The sequence below is a fragment of the Pseudomonas boreofloridensis genome (assembly GCF_030580795.1).
Classification (GTDB): Bacteria; Pseudomonadota; Gammaproteobacteria; order Pseudomonadales; family Pseudomonadaceae; genus Aquipseudomonas; species Aquipseudomonas boreofloridensis.
The window spans coordinates 179,428-199,152 of the sequence record NZ_JAUQOQ010000007.1 but is presented as its reverse complement, the minus strand read 5'-3'; the positions used below and the strand labels follow the sequence as shown (position 1 = coordinate 199,152).

The 19,725-nt window shown below is 65.0% G+C and carries 19 protein-coding genes; 10 read left to right on the top strand and 9 right to left on the bottom strand.

Features of this window, described 5'->3' with window-relative positions; translation table 11 throughout:
• Positions 1 to 9 precede the first annotated feature (9 nt).
• Positions 10 to 498 (bottom strand): MarR family winged helix-turn-helix transcriptional regulator, encoded by a 489-nt coding sequence (locus Q6A47_RS11275; protein ID WP_029613284.1) that lies wholly within the window; start codon positions 496 to 498, stop codon positions 10 to 12.
• A 220-nt stretch (positions 499 to 718) separates the two neighbouring features.
• On the opposite strand from Q6A47_RS11275, the gene Q6A47_RS11270 reads away from it, so the two are divergent.
• On the top strand, positions 719 to 1,720 hold the full coding sequence (locus Q6A47_RS11270) for a FecR family protein (protein WP_304484348.1): 1,002 nt from the start codon (positions 719 to 721) through the stop codon (positions 1,718 to 1,720).
• A 94-nt stretch (positions 1,721 to 1,814) separates the two neighbouring features.
• On the top strand, positions 1,815 to 2,870 hold the full coding sequence (locus Q6A47_RS11265) for a YVTN family beta-propeller repeat protein (protein ID WP_304484347.1): 1,056 nt from the start codon (positions 1,815 to 1,817) through the stop codon (positions 2,868 to 2,870).
• Between the two features lie 13 nt (positions 2,871 to 2,883).
• On the opposite strand, the gene Q6A47_RS11260 is transcribed toward Q6A47_RS11265, so the two are convergent.
• The 4 genes from Q6A47_RS11260 to Q6A47_RS11245 form a co-directional block, all read right to left on the bottom strand.
• The gene (locus tag Q6A47_RS11260; protein WP_304484346.1) at positions 2,884 to 4,044 is read right to left on the bottom strand and encodes a GGDEF domain-containing protein; all 1,161 of its coding nucleotides are present in this window, start codon (positions 4,042 to 4,044) and stop codon (positions 2,884 to 2,886) included.
• 117 nt (positions 4,045 to 4,161) lie between these two features.
• Entirely contained in the window at positions 4,162 to 6,414 is a 2,253-nt protein-coding gene (gene katG, locus Q6A47_RS11255) for a catalase/peroxidase HPI (protein ID WP_304484345.1), read from the bottom strand.
• Positions 6,415 to 6,655: 241 nt separating this feature from the next.
• On the bottom strand, positions 6,656 to 7,534 hold the full coding sequence (locus Q6A47_RS11250; RefSeq protein WP_304484344.1) for a DMT family transporter: 879 nt from the start codon (positions 7,532 to 7,534) through the stop codon (positions 6,656 to 6,658).
• 159 nt (positions 7,535 to 7,693) lie between these two features.
• Positions 7,694 to 7,906, bottom strand: a complete 213-nt coding sequence (locus tag Q6A47_RS11245; protein ID WP_039577161.1) for a PLD nuclease N-terminal domain-containing protein — start codon at positions 7,904 to 7,906, stop codon at positions 7,694 to 7,696.
• Positions 7,907 to 8,068: 162 nt separating this feature from the next.
• Here Q6A47_RS11245 and Q6A47_RS11240 point away from each other — a divergent pair, with 162 nt between their 5' ends.
• Both Q6A47_RS11240 and Q6A47_RS11235 read left to right on the top strand, forming a co-directional pair.
• Entirely contained in the window at positions 8,069 to 9,076 is a 1,008-nt protein-coding gene (locus tag Q6A47_RS11240; RefSeq protein ID WP_295488156.1) for a GlxA family transcriptional regulator, read from the top strand.
• An 86-nt stretch (positions 9,077 to 9,162) separates the two neighbouring features.
• Entirely contained in the window at positions 9,163 to 9,411 is a 249-nt protein-coding gene (locus Q6A47_RS11235; protein WP_029613276.1) for a CsbD family protein, read from the top strand.
• A gap of 69 nt (positions 9,412 to 9,480) precedes the next feature.
• Here Q6A47_RS11235 and Q6A47_RS11230 read toward each other — a convergent pair whose 3' ends face one another.
• Together Q6A47_RS11230 and Q6A47_RS11225 are read right to left on the bottom strand one after the other, a co-directional pair.
• The gene (locus tag Q6A47_RS11230; RefSeq protein WP_304484343.1) at positions 9,481 to 10,149 is read right to left on the bottom strand and encodes a TetR/AcrR family transcriptional regulator; all 669 of its coding nucleotides are present in this window, start codon (positions 10,147 to 10,149) and stop codon (positions 9,481 to 9,483) included.
• Between the two features lie 89 nt (positions 10,150 to 10,238).
• A complete protein-coding gene (locus Q6A47_RS11225) occupies positions 10,239 to 11,120 on the bottom strand; it encodes a LysR family transcriptional regulator (RefSeq protein ID WP_295488151.1) in 882 nt (293 codons plus the stop codon).
• A 128-nt stretch (positions 11,121 to 11,248) separates the two neighbouring features.
• Here Q6A47_RS11225 and argC point away from each other — a divergent pair, with 128 nt between their 5' ends.
• From argC to pdxR, 3 genes are all read left to right on the top strand, one after another.
• On the top strand, positions 11,249 to 12,184 hold the full coding sequence (argC, locus tag Q6A47_RS11220; protein ID WP_039577150.1) for an N-acetyl-gamma-glutamyl-phosphate reductase: 936 nt from the start codon (positions 11,249 to 11,251) through the stop codon (positions 12,182 to 12,184).
• A gap of 81 nt (positions 12,185 to 12,265) precedes the next feature.
• Positions 12,266 to 12,952: a GNAT family N-acetyltransferase gene (locus Q6A47_RS11215; RefSeq protein WP_039577147.1), complete on the top strand. Its 687-nt coding sequence runs from the start codon at positions 12,266 to 12,268 to the stop codon at positions 12,950 to 12,952.
• Positions 12,953 to 13,041: 89 nt separating this feature from the next.
• Positions 13,042 to 14,475, top strand: a complete 1,434-nt coding sequence (gene pdxR / locus Q6A47_RS11210; protein ID WP_304484342.1) for a MocR-like pyridoxine biosynthesis transcription factor PdxR — start codon at positions 13,042 to 13,044, stop codon at positions 14,473 to 14,475.
• Here pdxR and Q6A47_RS11205 read toward each other — a convergent pair.
• Positions 14,468 to 15,664, bottom strand: a complete 1,197-nt coding sequence (locus Q6A47_RS11205) for a cyanate transporter (protein WP_369811476.1) — start codon at positions 15,662 to 15,664, stop codon at positions 14,468 to 14,470. The genes pdxR and Q6A47_RS11205 overlap by 8 nt on opposite strands.
• A gap of 224 nt (positions 15,665 to 15,888) precedes the next feature.
• On the opposite strand from Q6A47_RS11205, the gene Q6A47_RS11200 reads away from it, so the two are divergent.
• A complete protein-coding gene (locus Q6A47_RS11200; protein ID WP_039577145.1) occupies positions 15,889 to 16,326 on the top strand; it encodes a carboxymuconolactone decarboxylase family protein in 438 nt (145 codons plus the stop codon).
• A 351-nt stretch (positions 16,327 to 16,677) separates the two neighbouring features.
• On the top strand, positions 16,678 to 17,205 hold the full coding sequence (locus Q6A47_RS11195; protein ID WP_052192004.1) for a TetR/AcrR family transcriptional regulator: 528 nt from the start codon (positions 16,678 to 16,680) through the stop codon (positions 17,203 to 17,205).
• 28 nt (positions 17,206 to 17,233) lie between these two features.
• Here the strand turns inward: Q6A47_RS11195 and Q6A47_RS11190 are convergent, their stop codons facing one another.
• Complete coding sequence (locus tag Q6A47_RS11190) at positions 17,234 to 18,226, bottom strand: bile acid:sodium symporter family protein (protein WP_304484340.1); 993 nt, start codon at positions 18,224 to 18,226, stop codon at positions 17,234 to 17,236.
• A 126-nt stretch (positions 18,227 to 18,352) separates the two neighbouring features.
• On the opposite strand from Q6A47_RS11190, the gene ampC reads away from it, so the two are divergent.
• Positions 18,353 to 19,492 carry a class C beta-lactamase gene (gene ampC / locus Q6A47_RS11185; RefSeq protein WP_304484339.1) on the top strand — a complete coding sequence of 380 codons (1,140 nt, stop codon included), beginning with the start codon at positions 18,353 to 18,355 and terminating at the stop codon, positions 19,490 to 19,492.
• The last annotated feature ends 233 nt before the right edge of the window (positions 19,493 to 19,725 follow it).

Genomic DNA, 19,725 nt, shown 5'->3' with positions numbered 1-19,725 from the left:
ACCTTCGAATCAAGTCGGATCAGGGGTGCGATCGCCGAAGCGAGCGATCGTCAGGGGGTCGCCGGCAGCCAGAAGCAGCTTGGCCAGCAGGGTCTCGAGCGACTTCAGCTCGGTAGGTTCGAGCGCGCCGACCAGCTCGTTCATGGCCATGGCGCCGATCTCCGGCAAGCGATCGGCCAGACGCTGACCGTCTGCCGTCAAGGCCAGGCGCACCTGGCGCCGGTCTTGCGGGCAGCGCGTACGCAGCAGCAAGCCTTTGTGCTCCAGACGATCGAGCATGCGAGTCATCGAGCCGCTGTCCAGACCCAGATAGCGGCACAGGTCGGCCGGCGTATCCACGTGGTACTGGGTGATGATGATCAGCACTTTGAACTGGGCCGCGGTCACGCCGTCACCTTCCAGGTGCCAATCGAGAATACGGTCCTTCAACAGCGCGGCGCGGCCCAGCAGCATGCCGATGGCGCAGGTCTGGAAGTTCTCCGGGGTGAAATGGGCCATCGGAATCGCTCGACATCGCAATAATGTTAGAAAATATTACTGCCTAGGCAGTAAATGTCAAAAACTTTATTAGTTTCCTACCTAAAATCTTATTCATGTGTCCGCCGACACGATAACGCTGCAAAACCCATCAAAAAACGCGCAACTGATAGGTATTCGCCATTATCTCGGTTCTCGCCATGCAGCGCTGACGGTAGAATGCGCAAAACCGGGAGCCACGATGAACCAGGACCGCCTCACTTCAACCGACGCCGATGCCGTCACCGATGCCGCCGCGCAGTGGTGCATGCGCCTGCACGCCGAGGATTGCTCGGACGCCGAGCGTGAGGCGTTCGCGCAGTGGTTGGCCGCCAATGCACAGCACGCCGAGGAATACCAGGCGATGCTGGAAATCTGGCAAACCGCCGACTTGCTGCCCCGCTCGCCCGCCACCACCCGCCAAGCCCCCGCTGGCCGTGTGCGGCGCCGCGCATGGCGCCCTGCGGCTTCGGCAGCGATGATCAGCGTGCTCGCGCTGCCCTTGGCGGCCTGGATCGGCTGGGAACTAGGCTGGCTGCCCAACCGCTATCAGCATTTCGACAGCAGCGATCAGGTGCGCGCCGTGCAACTGGCCGATGGCAGCAACGTCGAGCTCAACCTGCACAGCGAGATGCGCTTTCTCAACTTCAAGGATCGGCGTCGGGTCGATCTGGTCAAGGGCGAAGCCTTTTTCGACGTCAGCCACGACAGCCAGCACCCCTTCATCGTGCATGCCGGACGCGGCCAGATCCGCGTGACAGGTACGCAATTCAACGTGTGGAAGTACCAGGACCAGGTCAAGGTGACACTGGTCGAAGGCTCGGTGCTGGTCTCCAGCGATGGCAGCGATGGCGGCTATCGCCTCGGCCCAGGCATGCAGGCCAGCTACCGCACCGGCGATTTCGAGCCGCAGTTGGCTCAGAGCGACGACTACGCCAACAGCCTGGCCTGGCGCAGCGGGCGCATGGTGCTGGACAACCTCAGCCTGTCCCAGGCGCTGCCGGTGATCAACCGCTACCTGGACAAGCCGCTGATGCTGGCCGACAACAACGTCGGCAGCATTCGTATCAGTGGCATCTACGACACCCGCGACGTCCGCCAACTGGTCGACAACCTGCCCAAGGTCCTGCCGATCTATCTCACCCGCAGCAACGACGGCAGTACCGTGCTCAACCGTATCCTGCCCTCCCCCCACAAACGCTGAAGCGCAAGCGCCCGGCATCCGAACGAACTCGGCGAGGGGCGCGTCGGTCACACCTTGGGCATGCACATGGAAATCATCCCAGAAGGAGACGGACATGCCCTACCCATTTGCTCCCCTGCCCAACGCACTGCGCCACATCGTGCTGGCCGGTGCCCTGCTGACCGGCAGCGCACTGGTGCACGCCGATGACGTGCTCCTGGTCGGCAACAAGGCCGACGCCAGCGTGTCGGCGCTCGACACGCGCACCGGCAAGGAGCTGGTGACGCTGAAAGTCGGCACCGGCCCGCACGAAGTCGTGGTCTCGGGCAACAACCTGTTGGCCGTTGCTGGCAACTATGGTGTTCAAGGCACCGCCAACAACACACTGAGCGTGATCGACTGGCCGACCCGCAGCGTGGTGCGCACCATCGACCTGGGCCAGGATTCGCGCCCGCACGGCATTCGCTTCCTGCCCGACAGCCAGCGGGTGGTGGTGACCACCGAGGACAGCGACCGCCTGCTGGTCGTCGACCTGGTCCAGGGCCAGGTCACCGACCGCATCGACGTCGGCGGCGGCAACCCGCACATGGTCGCCTTGGCGCCCGGTGCCGAGCGCGCCTACGTCACCCATGTCGACGGCGGTCAGTTGTCGGTGGTGGACCTGCTGCACAAGAAAAAACTCTATGACATTCCCACCGGCAACGGCAGCGAAGGCGTGGCGGTAACCCCGGATGGCAAGCAGGTGTGGGTCAGCAACCGCGGCGGCAACGAGGTGGTCATCGTCGATCCGCAGCGCCGGGAAGTCACCGATCGCATCCGTACCGGGCTGTTCCCCATCCGCGTGGCCATGACGCCCGACGGCAAGTACGCGCTGGTGACCTGCGCCAAGTCGGCGGAACTGGCGGTCATCGACGTGGCCGCCAAGAAAGAGATCAAGCGCATCGGTCTGGCGCGAGAAGGCGCTGAGTACCGACGCACGCTACTGGGCGAAGAAGCGCTGCCCATCGGCGCAGTAGTCTCCCCTGACGGCAAACAGGTGTACGTGGCCATCAGCGGCGGTGACGAGGTGGCGGTGATCGACACCGCCAACTGGACCGAGAAAGCCCGCTGGAAAACCCGCGCCGAACCGGACGCATTGGCCATCGTGGTGCAGCCCAAGCAGGACGAGTGACGCAGCGACGGTCCTATCCGACTGCGGCCGTGGCATCCACCATGCGCAGACAGTCGCGCCCACCGCGCTTGGACTGGTAGAGCACCGCGTCCCTCTGTTCGATCAACGCCGCCAGGCTCGCTGGCGGCTGATCGAACAGGTGAGCGCCAATGCTCAGGGTGACCGCCATCGGCGTGGCGAAAGACTGTGCCGTGATGTGCTGGAAGCGCTCGCGCAGCAGCGCCCCCAACACCTGGACTTCGTCGCGCCTGGCGTTGCCCAGCAGGATGATGAATTCGTCACCACCCAGACGTGCGGCCAGCGCATGGGGCGGCAACAGCCCCTGGATGGTTTCGCTCAAGGCCACCAGCAGGCGATCACCGGCGGTGTGTCCGTACAAGTCGTTGACCAGTTTGAAATGGTCGATGTCGATCAATAGCGCAGCACTCGGTCGCTCGCCACTGGTCGCCTGCAACAGCATCGGTGCGCGCATTTCCAGGGCGCGGCGATTGAACAGTGCCGTCAACGGATCACGCGCCGCCAGCAACGCAATGCGCTCCTCGCGACGGTAGCGCTCGGTGCCGGTCATCGACAGCGCAATCAGCATGATCGCCATGGCCCCTTCGATCAGCGAGATCTGGATGATTTCGCCACGAAACGCGGCCAGATCGATCAGCGTCCCGGGAACCACTGCAGTCGAAGCCTTGGCCACATAGAACAGGCCATGACCCAGTAGGATGTAGCGCAGTTGAACGGCACCCACGCTCAGCGACACGCCATGGGGGCGCAGCAGGAAACTGGCGCGCAGCGAAACCCCGGCCACCAGCAGCGATTGCACACCCAGCATGATCTTCGACCACGCCGGCCCTTCTGGCAGCAACAGCATGCTGGCCCACAGCAGGACGATCAGCAACCAGGCCCGTGACAGTCGCACCTCGGTAAAACGGGCGACGCCCAGCAGAAAGCAGAAATGCGCGAAGATCAACAGACCGTTGGCGAACCAGATGCCGACCAGCAAATAACCGTTCATGCGCAACAGCGCCAGCACGCAGCCGATCATGATGGTGGCGAAACCTGCACTCCAGTACAGCAACGACGACTCACGTACGCTGCGCCATTCGATTGCCAGGTAAAGCGCAGCCGCGGCCGCTAGGGCGACACTGAGCGCCAGGAGGGTGGGAGGGTCGAGCGTCATGAACCAGCAAGCCTGTGATGGGGAGCAAACGCGGCGATTGTAAGCGCTTCCACCGCGATTGCAGAGTGCCATCTCATCGGATTGCCGGGGCCGTTGCAGCGACCCCGGACAGTACCGCTATTTCAGGTCGAAACGGTCCAGTTCCATGACCTTGACCCAAGCCGCGACGAAGTCCTTGACGAACTTGTCCCTGCCATCATCGCTGCCGTAGACCTCGCTCAGCGCCCGCAGCTGGGCGTGGGAGCCGAACACCAGATCTACCCGCGTACCGGTCCATTTCACCTGCCCGGTCTTGCGATCACGGCCCTCGAAGGTCTCGTTGTCGCCTGAGGTCGGCTTCCACTGCGTGCCCATGTCCAGCAGGTTGCGGAAGAAGTCGTTGCTGAGAGTGCCCGGCTTGTCAGTGAACACGCCATGCTGACTGCCGCCGTGGTTGGCGCCAAGCACCCGCAGGCCGCCGACCAACACGGTCAGTTCCGGGGCGCTGAGGGTCAGCAGTTGCGCCTTGTCCAGCAACAGTCGCTCGGCCTTGACGCTGTAGCGGGCCTTGCTGAAGTTGCGCAGGCCATCGGCGAGCGGTTCGAGCACGGCGAAGGACTCGACATCGGTCTGTGCCTGAGCGGCATCGGTGCGACCGGGACGGAACGGTACATGGATGGGATGACCGCCGTCCTTGGCGGCTTTCTCAACCGCCGCGCAGCCGGCCAATACGATCAGATCCGCCAGGGAGACGCGTTTGCCAGTGGCGCTGAACTCGGCCTGGATCTTCTCAAGCGCCTTGAGCACTTTATCCAACTGCTCAGGCTGGTTAGCGGCCCATGAGCGTTGCGGCTCAAGGCGAAGTCGGCCGCCGTTGGCGCCGCCGCGCTTGTCCGAACCGCGGAAGGTCGAAGCCGATGCCCAAGCGGTGGCCACCAGTTCGCCCACACTCAAGCCTGAGGCCAGCACCTTGGCCTTCAGGTCGGCAATGTCCTGCTCGCCCACCAGCGGATGGTCGACTGCGGGGATCGGGTCTTGCCAGATCAATTCCTCCTGCGGGTTTTCCGGCCCCAGGTAACGTGCCAGCGGTCCCATGTCACGGTGGATCAGCTTGTACCAGGCACGGGCGAAGGCATCGGCCAACTGCTCCGGGTGGTCCTTGAAACGGCGGGCGATGGGGGCATAGATCGGGTCGAAGCGCAGCGCCAGGTCGGAGGTGAGCATCATCGGCGCATGGCGCTTGTTCGGATCGTGCGCATCGGGCACGGTGTTGGCGCCTTTGCCGTCCTTGGGTCGCCATTGGTGAGCGCCGGCCGGGCTCTTGGTCAGTTCCCACTCGAAGTCGAACAGGTTGTTCAGGTATTCGTTGCTCCAGCGGGTCGGGGTCGAAGTCCAGGTCACCTCCAGGCCGCTGGTGATGGCGTCGCCACCCTTGCCGCTGCCGAAGGTGCTGGCCCAGCCCAGGCCCTGCTGCTCCAGCCCGGCAGCTTCGGGTTCAGCGCCTACGTGGTCCGCCGGACCTGCGCCGTGGGTTTTGCCGAAGGCGTGGCCGCCGGCGATCAGGGCAACCGTCTCTTCATCGTTCATGGCCATGCGGCCGAAGGTTTCGCGGATGTCCTTGCCCGAGGCGACGGGGTCGGGATGACCTTCGGGGCCTTCAGGGTTGACGTAGATCAGGCCCATCTGCACGGCGGCCAGCGGGTTCTCCAGATCGCGTGCGCCCGGCTCGGTGCGGCTCTGCTCCTCACCGTGCTTGGCAGGCTCGGCCACCAGATCACCCTGCCCCGGCGCCTGGGCCTTGCCATAACGGGTGTCGCCACCAAGCCAGACCTTTTCCGAGCCCCAGTACACGTCTTCGTCCGGCTCCCAGACATCGGCGCGGCCACCGGAGAAGCCGAAAGTCTTGAAGCCCATGGACTCCAGCGCCACATTGCCAGTGAGCACGATCAGGTCGGCCCAGGAGATGTTGCTGCCGTACTTCTGCTTGATCGGCCAGAGCAGGCGCCGGGCCTTGTCCAGGCTGACGTTGTCTGGCCAGCTGTTGAGCGGGGCGAAGCGTTGCTGGCCGGAGCCGGCGCCGCCGCGCCCGTCGGCAATGCGGTAGGTGCCAGCGCTGTGCCAAGCCATGCGCACGAACAGCGGACCGTAGTGACCGAAGTCAGCAGGCCACCAATCCTGGGAGTCGGTCATCAGGTTCGCGATGTCCTGCTTCAGGGCTTGAAAGTCCAGGCGCTTGAAGGCCTTGGCGTAATCGAAGTCCGGGTCCATCGGGTCGGACTGGTCGCCGTGCTGGTGCAGGATCCTCAGGTTCAACTGATCGGGCCACCAGTCGCGGTTGCTGGTGCCCTCCCCGGCCGAGTGATGGAAGGGGCATTTCGATTCGTTCGACATGTGCGCTTACCTTGCAGGTTCGGTTATCCAGATTTCCGGTCTGTGCCGGGCGATCCGCGGGCCGAGCCAAGAACTCGACCCATCTGCTCATCAGGGATGGTCGGACAGGAGCCGACGCTGGTTCACCGCGCGTCAGACGCAGGAGGCGAAGCCAGGGGAAAGACTAGCCGAGCTTCGGCAGAGGTCTAATAGAGTGGCTGTTCAGGGGCGATAGCCAGGGTCTTTCAGCACCCTGAGCCCGCTAACGACGGCGTTGCATCCACGCCGCCCCCAGGCCGCTGAGGCAAATAATGGCGATACCGACCACGCTGAGGGTATCCGGCACCTGGCCGAATACCAGCAATCCGAGCAGCCCGGCGAACACGATCTGGCAATAGCTGAACGGCGCCAGCAGCGCAGGGGCGGCGTGGCGGAAGGCTTGGGTCAGCAACAGGTGCGCGGTCATGCCGCAGCCGCCGAGCGCCAGCATCAGCAACACATGGGAGGCTTGCGGGGTTTGCCAGAAGAACGGCACCAGTGCGCTCATGATCAGGGTGTTGCACAGGCCCGCATAGAAGTTGCTGGTGGTGGGGCTGTCGTGTGCGGCCAGAATACGGGTGAGCAACTGGTAGAAGCAGAAGCCCAACGCCGAGCCGAACGGGAACAGGATGGCCGGTGTGAACATCGCGCCGCCCGGGTGTACCACCACGAGCACACCGATAAACCCCATCACCACGGCCAGCCATTGACCAGGCGTGACCTGCTCCTTGAGCAGCGGCGCCGACAGCGCGGTGACCAGTACCGGAGCCAGAAAGTTGACCGAGGTCGCTTCGGCCAGTGGCAGGTACTGCAAGCCGGCGGTGAACAGCAGACTGGTACTGAGCAGGCTCAGGGCACGCAGGGTTTGCAGGAGCGGGCGGCGAGTGCGCAACACGCGCAGCCCCGCTTGAGGCAAGAAGATGCCCGCCATGAGCAAGGTGTGCACCGCGTAGCGCGCCCACACCACCATGATGATCGGGTAGATACCACCCAGGTACTTGGACAGTCCGTCGTGACTGGCAAACAAGAAGGTCGCCACGACCACCAGGGCGATGCCATGCAGCGGGTGATTGACGCCAGACAACGGGGTGCGGGTGGTCATGCGGATCTCGGGCCGTGGCAAACGCTGGCAGTTTAGAAGAGTTGGACGAACCGAGGGAAAGACAATGCCCGTCCAAGGGACGGGCAATGGCAACGAGCGTGCGGTTATCGGCCAGACAGGCCGCTCAAGCGTGTCCGTGCGACAGGCGCTCTTGCCGTCTCACTTCTCTTCGAGTACCGCCTTGCCCTTGACCGCCCGAGGGCCTCGCCACGCCCAGAACAACAGGCCGGGAAACGGCGCCCACACCACGAATACGACCCAGAGCATCTTGCGCTCGGCACGTCGGTCGCTGCCGATGATGTGCCAAATCGCCCAGACTTGCAGGAGGATCACCACCACCGCGACGACGATCCAGATCGTTCCGATTTCCATGAGCGTTCTCCCGTGTGCATGTACTGTATTGGTTCGCGCCAAGCGGCAAGGGTTCAGTCGGATACGCAGGCGATTGCGCGTGCACCGTGGCCTGTTCAACGATTGTCTTTCCGCGCGACGGGTAGCACACTCGCTGCGCCAGAGAAGCCCATGGAGTCCGCTGTGCCAACGCCCCGCCAGTTCAGCAAGAAGACCAGCACCAGCAACATGCTGCGGCTCAAATCCGGCGCCAGCGACGAGCAGAAGCCCTACCACGTGGGTTTCGTCCTGCTCGAGCACTTCTCCATGGCCAGCTTCACCGTGGCGATGGACGTGCTGGTCACCGCCAACTTGCTGCGCGCCGAGCGGTTCGCCTTCACCGCGCTGTCGTCCAGCGGCGACCGGGTACTCAGCGACCTGGGCCTGGAATTGATCGCCAGCGAGCTCGATCCGTCCGCCCTGAAGACACTCGACCTGCTGGTGATCTGCGGCGGTCTGCGCACCCTGCTCAAGTACCCTGAACTGGACCGTCTGCTGGCCGATTGCGCCGCCCACGGCATGGCCCTCGGCGGCTTGTGGAATGGCGCCTGGTTCCTCGGCCGGGCCGGGGTGCTCGGCGATTACGGCTGCAGCATCCATCCCGAGCAACGCGCCAGCCTGGCCGAGCGCAGCCCGCAGACGCGCATCACCCCGGCCAGCTTTACCCTCGACCGCGACCGCCTCACCGCCGCCAGCCCCAACGGCGCAATGGAGCTGATGCTTGGCCTGGTGCGCCGTTTGTACGGCGATGCGCTGGCCGAAGGCGTCGAGGAAATCCTGTCCTTCTCCGGAGCGCGCTATCGTCAGGTCGGGCCCGGCGCCAAGAAATCCATGAGCTTGCAACTGCGTACCATCGTCGAGCTGATGGAAAACAACCTGGAAGAAACCCTCAGCCTCGACCAACTGGCCGCCTACAGCGGTCGCTCGCGGCGCCAGATCGACCGGCTGTTCCAGGCCCAGCTCGGCACCTCGCCACGGCGCTACTACATGGAATTGCGCATTACCAAGAGCCGGCGCCTGCTGCAGTATTCGGACCTGTCGGTGATGGAAGTGGCGGTCGCTTGCGGTTTCGTCTCGGTATCGCACTTCAGTAAATGCTATGCCGCCTACTTTGGTTACCCGCCGTCGCGCGAGCAACGCCTGGGCGAGTGAGCCGACAACAGTGTTGAACTAATCCAGGCGCGCGGCTCCCTAACCTCTGACACATCCATGGCCACTCACAGGAAGGGTTGATCCATATGAAGCGTGAACAGATCGAAGGCGTCGCGGACAAGGTAATCGGCAAGGCGCAGAGCGCCGCTGGCGAGTTTCTCGAAGACCCGGACCTGGCCGCCGAGGGCGATGCGCGTCAGGCCGTCGGTCAAGTGACCAAAAGCTATGGCGACGCGGTGAACAACGTGTCGAACTTCGTCAAGGAAAAGCCGCTGACCGCCCTGGCAGTCGGCGCGGCGATCGTGCTGGTGGTCAACCGCCTGCTGCGACGCTGATCGCCAGTGGGTGTACTGGGGCCGCTTCTGCGGCCCTTGTGCTTTCTGGGCACCCTGGGGAGCGCGCGGTCATGCGCGGATGTAACTGAGCACGGCCTCGCAGAGCATCTGCTTGTGCCTCACCTTGATGGCTTCATCGCTTAGGTCGATCTGGAAGATTTCGCCGAAGGTGTGCCGGTTCGATACCCGGTAGAAACTGAACGAACTCATCAGCATGTGCAGGTCGATGACCTCGATACCGGGGCGAAACACGCCCTCCTCCACGCCCCGGCGCAACACCCGCCCCAACGCCTCGAGCACGAGGCTGCTCATTTCGCCGATCACCGGCGCCTGCTTGACGAACTCGCCGTAGTGGATGTTTTCGGTGCAGACGATGCGCACGAAGTCCACGTTCAGGTCGTGGTGATCGAAGGTGAACTCCACCAGACGGAGGATGGCCTGCTCCGCGGATAGCGACTCAAGGTCCAGGCTGTGTTCGGTCTTGCGAATGTCGCCGTAAAGCTTGATCAAGCACTCCAGGTACAACTGCTCCTTGCTGCCGAAGTAGTAGTAGATCATGCGCTTGGAGGTGGCCGTACGATCGGCGATCGCATCGACCCGCGCCCCGGCTAGCCCCTGCTCGACGAACTCTTGGATCGCCGCCTGGAGAATGTCCTCGCGGGTCTTTTCCGGGTTGTTCTTGCGCGCCTTGCGCACCCGGACCATTGGCTGGTCGGGGCTGACTTGCGGATCACTCATACCGACTCACAGGCTATCTGGTTGTAGTGGGCAGGGATTATCCGTGACCTGACCGGCACTGGGAAGCATGGACATCCGGCAGGGCCCGGTCACTGGCGCAGGTGCTTGAGCGCCGCCAGCACATGCCCGGTAGCCCGATCGCCGTCGCCCTCGCGACACGCGATGCCCAGCGACCGCCACAAGCCCGGCCGTAACGCGCGGCACACGATGCGCCGATCCAGCTCGGGGCCTTCGCCTTCCTGAGGCAGCAAGGTCGCGCCATAGCCCGCCGCCACCAGGCTCTTGATCGCATCGTTGTAGTTCAGCTCGATGCGCGCCTGCGGATAGAGCCCGGCCGCCGCGAACCACTCGGCGGTAACTCGCGACAACTGGGTGCCGCTGTCGTTGAGAATCAACGCGCGCGCGGCCAGCCACGTGGGCGTCAGCCGCGCCGGGGGCTGCCAGTCGGCCGGCACGTAGGCCAGGATCGGGTCGCGCCGCCAGGGCATCAACTTCACACCTTTGCTGGCGGTCTGCGGCAGGGCCACCAGGCCGATATCCAGGCGACCGTCGCGCAACGCGGCCAACGAGGCCTGGGAAGTCAGCACCTGCACCTGCACGTCGATGCCAGGGTGGTCGCGCTGCAGCGCTGCCAGCGCGCTGGGCAGCAGGTGAGCGATGGCGCCGGTGGACGCGCCCAGGCGCACACGCCCGGTCAGCCCGGCCACCTGCCCACGCACCTCTTCCAAGGCCTGCTCGGCGTCCGCCAGCAAACGCCGGGCGCGCTCCAGCAGGGTCTGCCCAACGGCGGTGGCGCGCACCTGGCCGCGGGTCCGAGTCAACAAGGGCGCACCAACCCGCGCCTCCAGTTCGGCCACATGCAGGCTGATGGTCGGCGGCGCCAGGTTGAGCTGACGCGCAGCCTGGGCAAAAGAGCCGAGGTCGGCTATCACCACCAGGGTACGCAGGCGATCGAGGCTGATTTCTCGCACAACAAAACTCCGGTTACACACGAGCTCAATTCAGAAAAACTGAACCTCATGCTCATAATATTCAAATTTTCTTTTATTCAAACCGGCGCGAGGATAGCACCACCTCTTGCGTGAACGGACCTTGCACCATGCACCAGCCCCTGATTTTCATCGACGGCGACCAAGGCACAACCGGCCTGCAGATCCATGCCCGACTGAAGGGACGCACCGACCTGCGCCTGCTGACCCTGCCTGACGCCGAGCGCAAAGACCCTCGGCGCCGGGCCGAGGCCCTCAACAGCGCCGACATCGCCATTTTGTGCCTGCCTGACGACGCGGCCCGCGATGCCGTGGCGACGCTACGCAATCGGCAGGTGCGGGTGATCGATGCCAGTTCCGCGCACCGTACCGCGCCGGGGTGGGTGTACGGGCTGCCCGAGCTGGACGCCCAGCAGCCCGAGCGCATCGCCTGCGCGATGCGGGTCAGCAATCCCGGCTGCTACCCGACCGGCGCCATTGCCCTGCTGCGGCCGCTGATCGAGGCCGGCTTGCTGCCGGCGGACTATCCGCTCGCCATCCACGCGATTTCCGGTTACTCAGGCGGCGGTCGCGGCGCGGTCGAGCGCCACGAACACGCCGGCGAGCAACGCCTGCCGGCGCTGCAACTCTACGGCCTCGAACTGGCCCACAAGCATGTGCCGGAGATCCAGGCGCATGCCGGTCTGAGCGCTCGCCCACTGTTCCTGCCGGGCTACGGCGACTACCGCCAGGGCATTGTGCTGACCACGGCCTTGCACCTGCGCCTGCTGCGCCCAGGCGTCACCGCAGAGCACCTGCAAGCCTGCCTGCAACAGCACTATCACGGCGCCCGTCACGTGCAGCTCATGCCCTTGCATCAGCAAGGACCGGCCACGGCACTGGACCCTGAGGCCCTCAACGGCAGCGACGACCTGCGCCTGGCCTTGTACGCCAACCCCGAGCACGGCCAGGTCTTGCTCAGCGCCGTGTTCGACAACCTCGGCAAGGGCGCTGCTGGCGCCGCGGTACAGAACCTGGACTTGCTGCTCAGCGCCCTGCGGCGCTGAGGCCCTACCGGCGAAAACGGTTAGACTGTGCATCCCGCGTCGCTCGACGCAGGATGCCTTCAACCGCTGGAGCTTGCCCCGATGTACATCCTGAGCCGCCTCGACGGCGTGCCGCCCGAATCCTTCCAGAACCAGATTCGCCAGTTGGTGATCGAGCAGGCCAGCGCGCTGAGCAGCGTTGCCATCGCCGCCGACAACCCGCTGTACCCGCTGTACCAATACAGCGTGGGCCTGGAGGTCCACCAGTACCTGCAAGCGCTGGATGGTCAGCGCGGTCTGGCCGTGGAGCTGATCCTGGCGTTGGACGCCGAGGCGCCCGACCGCCTGCTCGGTTTCGCCCTTGCCCTGCCCGCCCAGGATGACCCGCACACCTGTGCCCTGGCCTTCCTGGCGGTGGTGCCCAGCCATCGCCGCGAGGGCATCGCCCGCGGTTTGCTGGCGGACCTGCGCAGCCGCTACGCCTGCGTGGAAATGAGCGCCTTGCCCCATACGGTGCCCTGGTTCGAAGCCATGGGTTTGCAAGTGGTCGGTGCCCAGGCCGCACACGTGCTGATGAGCAGCAGCGGCAAAGCCAGTGACGCGCTGATCGGTCGCCTGGACACCGCCACGATCTACCAGACGCTTGAAGTGCGGCAAATTCACGCCTACCTGCTCAAGCAGCACGGTGACGCCGCGATGATCGAGGCCGAGCGGGCCCGTAACGAGCGGCTGGACGAGCTCGAACTGCAAGCACAGGCGTGCGCGGCCCTACGCAAACAGGTGCACTGAGGGGTGAGGCTTGCCATCGATTGCTCGCGCTCGCACCGCCCAGCACTGAACGACCGGCCCGGGCACGTCACGTCATTGCGGAACACGACATGGAACTGCACATTCACCTGATCGGCGGCAAAGGCCTGGCCGATCAGCTCTACCAGCAATTGCACGAGGCCATTGAGCGTGGACACCTGGCCGTCGGCACGCAGTTGCCGCCCACGCGCCTCCTGGCCGAGCAGTTGCAGGTCTCGCGCAAGACCGTCGCCGAGGCCTACGCGCGCCTGGGCGCTGATGGCCTGCTCAGCGCCGTGGTCGGACGCGGCACCTTCGTCTGCGCACACCCGCAGTCGCGTGAGCGTGAACTGCAACCGGTCACCCTGGCCGCCGCCGACACCCTCGAGCGCTGGTATCGACGCGCGCCCCTGCTCGGGCGCTCGGCGCTGCAAGCGCCGTCACGCTACGATTTCGTCGGCGGCCTGTCGGCCAAGGCGCAGTTCCCCTTCGATCAGTGGCGCGCCTGCCTGCACTACGCCCTGCGCCGCAGCCAACACCACAGCGAACGGCAGGTGCCGGCCCAGGGCCTGGGCGAGTTGCGCGCAGCAATCGCCCAGCACGTTGCCTTCGCGCGCGGGGTGCAGTGCACCGCCGCCGACGTCCTGGTGTGCAACGGCGCTCAGCAGGCGCTGGACCTGATTGCCCGGGTGTTGATCGAACCTGGCACCTGCGTGGCCATGGAAGATCCCGGCTATCCACCGGCCCGCCATCTGTTCCAAGCCCTGGGCGCGCGGGTGCAATCGGTGGCGGTGGACGCCGAGGGGCTGTGCGTGGAACAGATCGCCGAGGGCACGCGGCTGATCTATGCCACGCCCTCGCATCAGTTTCCGCTCGGCATGCCGATGAGTCAGACGCGTCGGCACGCCCTGCTCGCCCGCGCGGCCGAGCTCGGCGCCCTGGTGATCGAAGATGACTACGATTGCGAGTTTCGCTATCAAGGCCCGGACAGCGACGCTTTGCAGCGCCTGGATCGGCATGGACTGGTGGCGTACGTCGGCACTTTTTCCAAGACCCTGCTCCCCGAACTTCGCCTGGGCTACGCGGTGCTGCCACCGGCGGTGCTGCGCGCCGCCTGCGTGGCCAAGCACCTGAGCGACTGGCACAGCCCGAGCCTGACGCAGTGGGCACTGGCACGCTTCATCGACGAAGGCCACCTCAGCCGCCATATCCGCCGCTGCCACGCGTTGTACACGGCGCGCCGCGAGCGCCTTCTGGCGCGGCTGGAGGGCGACCTGGCACCGTGGCTGAGGGCGGTACCGGCCAGCGCCGGCTTCCATCTCAGTGCCCTGGCCGCGCCGGGGGTGGACATCGAGCTGCTGGTACGCCTGGCGCGTCAGGTCGAAGTGGGCCTCTACTCGCTGGCCCCGTTCTTCGTCGAAACGCCGGTGCGCCCTGGCCTGCTGATGGGATTCGGCGCGATCGAACGGCTGGACATCGACCCGGCGCTGGACCGGGTTCGCGACGCGTTGCACTCACTCAGTTGACCGTGGCAGTCTGCGCGCTTGAAACGCTACGCCGCATGGCGCTGGCGTAGCCCGCAGGCGCGAAGCGCGCGGTGACCAGCAACATCGCCAGCACCGTCACCGCGAGCAGGCTCCAGGACGCCTGGAAACTACCGGTGGCCTCGCGTAACCAACCGGTCAGGTAAGGCACGGTGCCCGTGACGATGAACCCGACACCTTGCACGAATGCCGCCAAACTCCCCGCTTCGGGCGCGCCCCGCAGATGCTCGAGGGTGAGCGTCAGACTCAGGCTGAAGCACGCGCCCAAGCCCAGGCCGATCATCGCCACCCAAGCCATCATGGCCTGACCCGGTGCCAGCAACAGGCCGACAAAGCCCAGCAGTTGAATACCCAGCGCCAGCCACAGGCCAGGTCTTCTGTCAGGCAGATGCCGCAGCAGCAGCGGCAGACCTAACGCGCCGAGCACCTGGAATACCGTCATCATCCCTACCAGCTCGCCACCGCCCTGGGCCGAGCCGCCCTGTTCCAGATGGAACGCCGGCAGCCAGGCCACCATGCTGGTATAGCCGCCATTGATCAGACCGAAGTACAGCGCCAGCAACCACGCCCGGCGATTGCCGAACCAGTGCCCTGCGCCGACTTCGTTCAGGGTCTGCGGCGCCTGGCGGGGGCGCAGCCAGCACCAGGCGAGCACTGCCAACAGTGCAGGCAGCGCCCAGATACCCAAACCGGTTTGCCAACGTCCGCTCAGCGCGCTGACATACGGCCCGAGCAGCGCCGCCAAGCCGCCGCCGCTCATCAACGCCGCCGAGTACAGGCCCATGCAGACGGCCAGTCGGCTGGCGAACCAGCGGCTGACCAGGCCAGGCATCATGCCCTGCACCAAGGCCACGCCCAGGCCCGCGATCAGCGCACTGCCCACCAGCGCCCACGCGCTGTGCAGGTACAGGCGCCACAGGCATGCGGCAGCGATGGCCAGCAGCCCCAGCAACATCGCACCGTGCTCACTGAGCCAACGCCGCAGCCAGGGTTGCAGCAGTGGGACCAAGCCCATGCACAACACCGGCAGCGCCGTGAGCAGGGCCGCTTGTTGGTAGCCCAGCCCGGTGCTGTGGCGCATGGGTTCGAGCAAAGGCCCGATACTGGTCAGGATCGGTCGCAGATTGAGGGCCAGGAGGATCACCAGCAGCAGGTTCGCGGCACCTCTCAGGTTGATGGGGTTGGACATGCCAGGGCTCCTGGGACGACGGCCGGCCATTATCCAAGCCGCCAGCCAGCGACAGAAATGAAGAGATTGCATGCAGGTCAGTGGCCGCTCGAATGCCACGCGAGATTGGCCTCCCGATAAAGGTGCGCATTGGCTATCGGTGAGCCTCAGGTGTATGGGTAGGCTGGCCACGTTCACCCCTGAATCACACTGACCGGAGCATCCTCATGCACGACCGAATCGAATGGGCCAAGCACGCGCCCGAGGCCTACAAGGCCATGGCTGGACTGGAAAAAGTACTGGCCAGTTGCGGCCTGGAGCATTCGCTGCTGGAGCTGGTACGCCTGCGCGCCTCGCAGATCAACGGCTGTGCTTACTGCGTGAACGTACATGCCAACGATGCGCGCAAGGCTGGCGAAAGCGAAGCGCGCTTGCAGACCCTCAGCGTGTGGCAGGACACACGCTTCTTCACCCCCCGTGAGCGGGCGGCGCTGGCCTGGCTGGAAAGCCTGACCCACCTGCCCGAACGTGGCGCGCCACAGGCCGAGTACGCGGCGTTGTTGGCGCATTTCACGCCCGCTGAAGTGGTCAACCTGACCTTGGCGATCGCCAGCATCAATGCCTGGAATCGCTTCGGTGTAGGGTTCGCCATGGTGCCGGCCTGAGCAGGATCGACCCGCCCGAAGTGCCCGCTGTGCAGTGGCCAAAAAGGCCAGAAGGACTGGCCGCTTTCGACATAGGCGCGGGGCCGAACGTTGCCTAGACTCGATCCCCTGGGCAGCGTCGCCCCTGCTCACCGAGCAGGGCGGCGACACGCCTTGGCAATCGGAGCCCGTCATGAGCCGCACAGCATTCGCCGCCATTCATCCGTCACACCCTGCACAGGTATGCCTGCTCGCCTACGGCAGAGGCGGCTGCCGCCCTGCTCGTGCACCGGGCAGTTGCCTGTGAGGGTCGCTGCATCGGCAGATGCCGACGGGCGTTGCGTGCACTTCGAGGAACGCCGCGAGCGGGCCATGGCGCTGTTCGCCGAAAAGGGTTTCGGTCAGGTCAGCATGCGCGAACTGGCCGCCCATGTAGGCCTGACGGCGGGCTCGCTGTATCACCATTTCCCGAGCAAGCAGGATCTGCTGTACGACTTGATCGAAGAGCTTTACGAGGAGCTATTGGCCACACTCGATCAGGGTCGTCGTGCCCAGGCCGGCGGCAAGCCGGCGCTGCCCCAGTTGATCGCCGCCCACTGGCAACTGCAGGCCGAACGGCCGTTGCAACTGCGCCTGGCCGAACGCGACTTCTGCTGCCTGAGCCCAGCGCAACAGATGCACCTGAAGGCACTGCGTCAGGAATACGAGCGCGGCCTGGTGCAACTGGTCGCACCCGGCGCGCGCCAGCGTAGCGAGGTACAAGCAGTGGCCGGACATATGCTCAGCAGCCTGCTGAACCAGTTGCCCGGCGTCCTTCAGGACCGCGGCGTGCCCGAGCCGCAGGGCGTCGTGCTGGTCGAGCGGCTGCTGGCCGGCGCCTTGGAGCGCGCATTGGTGTAACGCGTGCAAGCGTGTTCCATCCTGTCGCTCAGGAGGCCGCCGGCGCCTCTTGCACGACCTCTTCACGCGCGGCGTACCGTTGGGCCAGCACCGCACACACCATCAGTTGGATCTGGTGGAACAGCATCAGCGGCAGGATCATCGCGCCGATCCCACTGCCGACGAACAGCACCTGAGCCATGGGTACGCCAGTGGCCAGGCTCTTCTTGGAACCCGCAAACAGGATCGTGATACGGTCTTCGAGGTTGAAGCCAAGAATCCGCCCGAGCAGCCGAGTGGCAATGAGCACAACGGCCAGCAGTACACCGCAGGCGGCGAACAGGCCCGCCAGGTGCTGCGGCGATACGGTGTTCCACAACCCGGTGACCACGGCCTCGCTGAACGCGGTGTAGACCACCAGCAGGATCGAACCCTGGTCGACCAGCTTCAGCCAGCGTGCATTCTTCTTGACCCAGGCACCAATCCAGCGCCGGGCGATCTGCCCGGCCACGAACGGCACCAGCAATTGCAGGGTGATCTTCAGTACGGCATCCAGGCCCGAGCCGGTATCGCCATCGGCGCCGAGCAGCAGCATCACCAGCAGCGGGGTCAGGAAGATGCCCAGCAGGCTCGACGCTGCCGCACTGCAGATCGCCGCTGGCACGTTGCCGCGCGCCAGCGAGGTGAAGGCAATGGCCGATTGCACAGTCGCCGGCAGTGCGCACAGGTACAACAAGCCCAGGTACAACTCATTACCCACCAAGGGCACGAACAGGGGCTTGAGCGCCAGGCCCAGCAGCGGGAACATCACGAAGGTGCAAGAAAACACCAGCAAGTGCAGGCGCCAGTGGCCAGCCCCGGCGACGATCGCTTCGCGCGACAGCTTGGCGCCGTGCAGGAAAAACAGCAGGCCGATGGCCAGGTTGGTCAACCAACCGAAGATCACCGCCCCTTGGCCCGAGCACGGCAGGAAGGTGGCGATCAGGACCACCGTCAGCAACGTCAGGGTGAATTTGTCGAAAAGCATGCGCAGGTACTTCATGGGGCATCCGTCTTGTCATGGTGCAAGGCTCGACGATAAGGTCTGCGCTCGCTCGGCGCTAACGCCGGAACTCCCGCCGGTGTCGCTGAACGGACATCGGCCCGCTTCGATGCAAGGATCTTGACAATGCTAAGCTTGCGACCCTCTGTTCTGGCCCTGGCCATGACCGCTGCCTGCGCGCCCGTACTGGCCGACGATCTGCAACGCCAGGTGGACGCCGTCATCCAGCCGCTGATGCAGGCGCAGCACATACCCGGCATGGTGGTAGCGGTCTACGCCAACGGCCAGGAGCGGTATTTCAGTTATGGCCTGGCCGATCAGGCGCACAAGCGTGCGGTCACCCCAGACACCCTGTTCGAGGTCGGGTCGGTGAGCAAAACGTACACGGCCACCTTGGTTGCCCTGGCCAGTGCCGAAGGCCGGCTCGACCTGGACGCGCCCGCCAGCCGCTATCAGCCCGCACTGGCCGGGACCGCTCTGGGCAAGGCCAGCGTGCGAGCCCTGGGCGCCTACAGCGCCGACTGCCTGCCTCTGCAGTTTCCCGACGAGGTCACCACTGACGAGCAGGCCCTGAACTTCCTGCAACACTGGCAACAGAAAACCACGCCTGAAACCCGGCGCTGCTATTCGAATCCGAGCCTGGGCCTGTTCGGCGACTTGGCGGCGCGCGCGCAGCAGCGGCCCTTCGCTGACCTGATGACCCAGACCTTGCTGCCAGCCCTGGGCCTGAAGCACACCTACCTGCAGGTACCGACCAGCGCCCGCGAGCAGTACGCCCAAGGCTACGACGCGCAGATGCGGCCGGTGCGCGTCGGCCCCGGTCCGTTCGCCGACCAGGCCTACGGCATCAAGACCAGTGCCAGCGACATGCTGCGCTACCTGCGCGCCGAACTGGACCCAAAGGGCTTGCCCGCGGCGCTCAGCCAGGCGATCAGCATCACCCACGGCGGCTACTACCAGGTGGGCGAGATGACCCAGGGCCTGGGCTGGGAGCGCTACCCCTACCCGGTCAAGCTCGACACGCTGATCCAGGGCAATGCCGCGCAAATGATCCGGGAGCCTCAGGTCACTCGACGGCTGCAGCCTGCGCAACCGGACGGCGCAGCCTACTGGTACAACAAGACCGGGGCCACCAACGGCTTCGGTGCCTATGTGGCTTTCGTGCCGTCGAAGAACGTGGCGATTGCCCTGCTCGCCAACCGTAACTACCCCAACGACGACCGGGTTCGCGCGGCCCACGCGATCCTCGCCCTGGTCTCGCACTGAGGCCATTGCCGCCTTTTTAATAAGGATTGTCTGACAATATGTAGTGCCTGAAAATTTTCACTACAAAACCATTGACGACATTCTTCAGCCTTGGGCATGATGAGGCCGTCTCCCTGATCGGGAGCGGTGGCAAGGGTGTTCCAGACGGCCTGCGCGGTAACGCAGGCCGTTCGTGGAGAGGGAATCTGTCCAAAAGGCAGCGTGAGAAAGCCCCTGTTGCGATGCTGCTGTAG

Excerpts from the sequence above, each read along its gene's own strand:
- Q6A47_RS11200 (WP_039577145.1), top strand. The coding sequence starts at position 15,889 with ATGCACGACCGAATCGAATGGGCCAAGCACGCGCCCGAGGCCTACAAG.
- Q6A47_RS11190 (WP_304484340.1), bottom strand. The coding sequence starts at position 18,226 with ATGAAGTACCTGCGCATGCTTTTCGACAAATTCACCCTGACGTTGCTG.
- Q6A47_RS11270 (WP_304484348.1), top strand. The coding sequence starts at position 719 with ATGAACCAGGACCGCCTCACTTCAACCGACGCCGATGCCGTCACCGAT.
- Q6A47_RS11235 (WP_029613276.1), top strand. The coding sequence starts at position 9,163 with ATGAAGCGTGAACAGATCGAAGGCGTCGCGGACAAGGTAATCGGCAAG.
- ampC (WP_304484339.1), top strand. The coding sequence starts at position 18,353 with ATGCTAAGCTTGCGACCCTCTGTTCTGGCCCTGGCCATGACCGCTGCC.
- argC (WP_039577150.1), top strand. The coding sequence starts at position 11,249 with ATGCACCAGCCCCTGATTTTCATCGACGGCGACCAAGGCACAACCGGC.
- Q6A47_RS11250 (WP_304484344.1), bottom strand. The coding sequence starts at position 7,534 with ATGACCACCCGCACCCCGTTGTCTGGCGTCAATCACCCGCTGCATGGC.
- Q6A47_RS11230 (WP_304484343.1), bottom strand. The coding sequence starts at position 10,149 with ATGAGTGATCCGCAAGTCAGCCCCGACCAGCCAATGGTCCGGGTGCGC.
- Q6A47_RS11215 (WP_039577147.1), top strand. The coding sequence starts at position 12,266 with ATGTACATCCTGAGCCGCCTCGACGGCGTGCCGCCCGAATCCTTCCAG.
- Q6A47_RS11195 (WP_052192004.1), top strand. The coding sequence starts at position 16,678 with ATGGCGCTGTTCGCCGAAAAGGGTTTCGGTCAGGTCAGCATGCGCGAA.
- Q6A47_RS11265 (WP_304484347.1), top strand. The coding sequence starts at position 1,815 with ATGCCCTACCCATTTGCTCCCCTGCCCAACGCACTGCGCCACATCGTG.
- Q6A47_RS11245 (WP_039577161.1), bottom strand. The coding sequence starts at position 7,906 with ATGGAAATCGGAACGATCTGGATCGTCGTCGCGGTGGTGGTGATCCTC.
- katG (WP_304484345.1), bottom strand. The coding sequence starts at position 6,414 with ATGTCGAACGAATCGAAATGCCCCTTCCATCACTCGGCCGGGGAGGGC.
- pdxR (WP_304484342.1), top strand. The coding sequence starts at position 13,042 with ATGGAACTGCACATTCACCTGATCGGCGGCAAAGGCCTGGCCGATCAG.
- Q6A47_RS11275 (WP_029613284.1), bottom strand. The coding sequence starts at position 498 with ATGGCCCATTTCACCCCGGAGAACTTCCAGACCTGCGCCATCGGCATG.
- Q6A47_RS11260 (WP_304484346.1), bottom strand. The coding sequence starts at position 4,044 with ATGACGCTCGACCCTCCCACCCTCCTGGCGCTCAGTGTCGCCCTAGCG.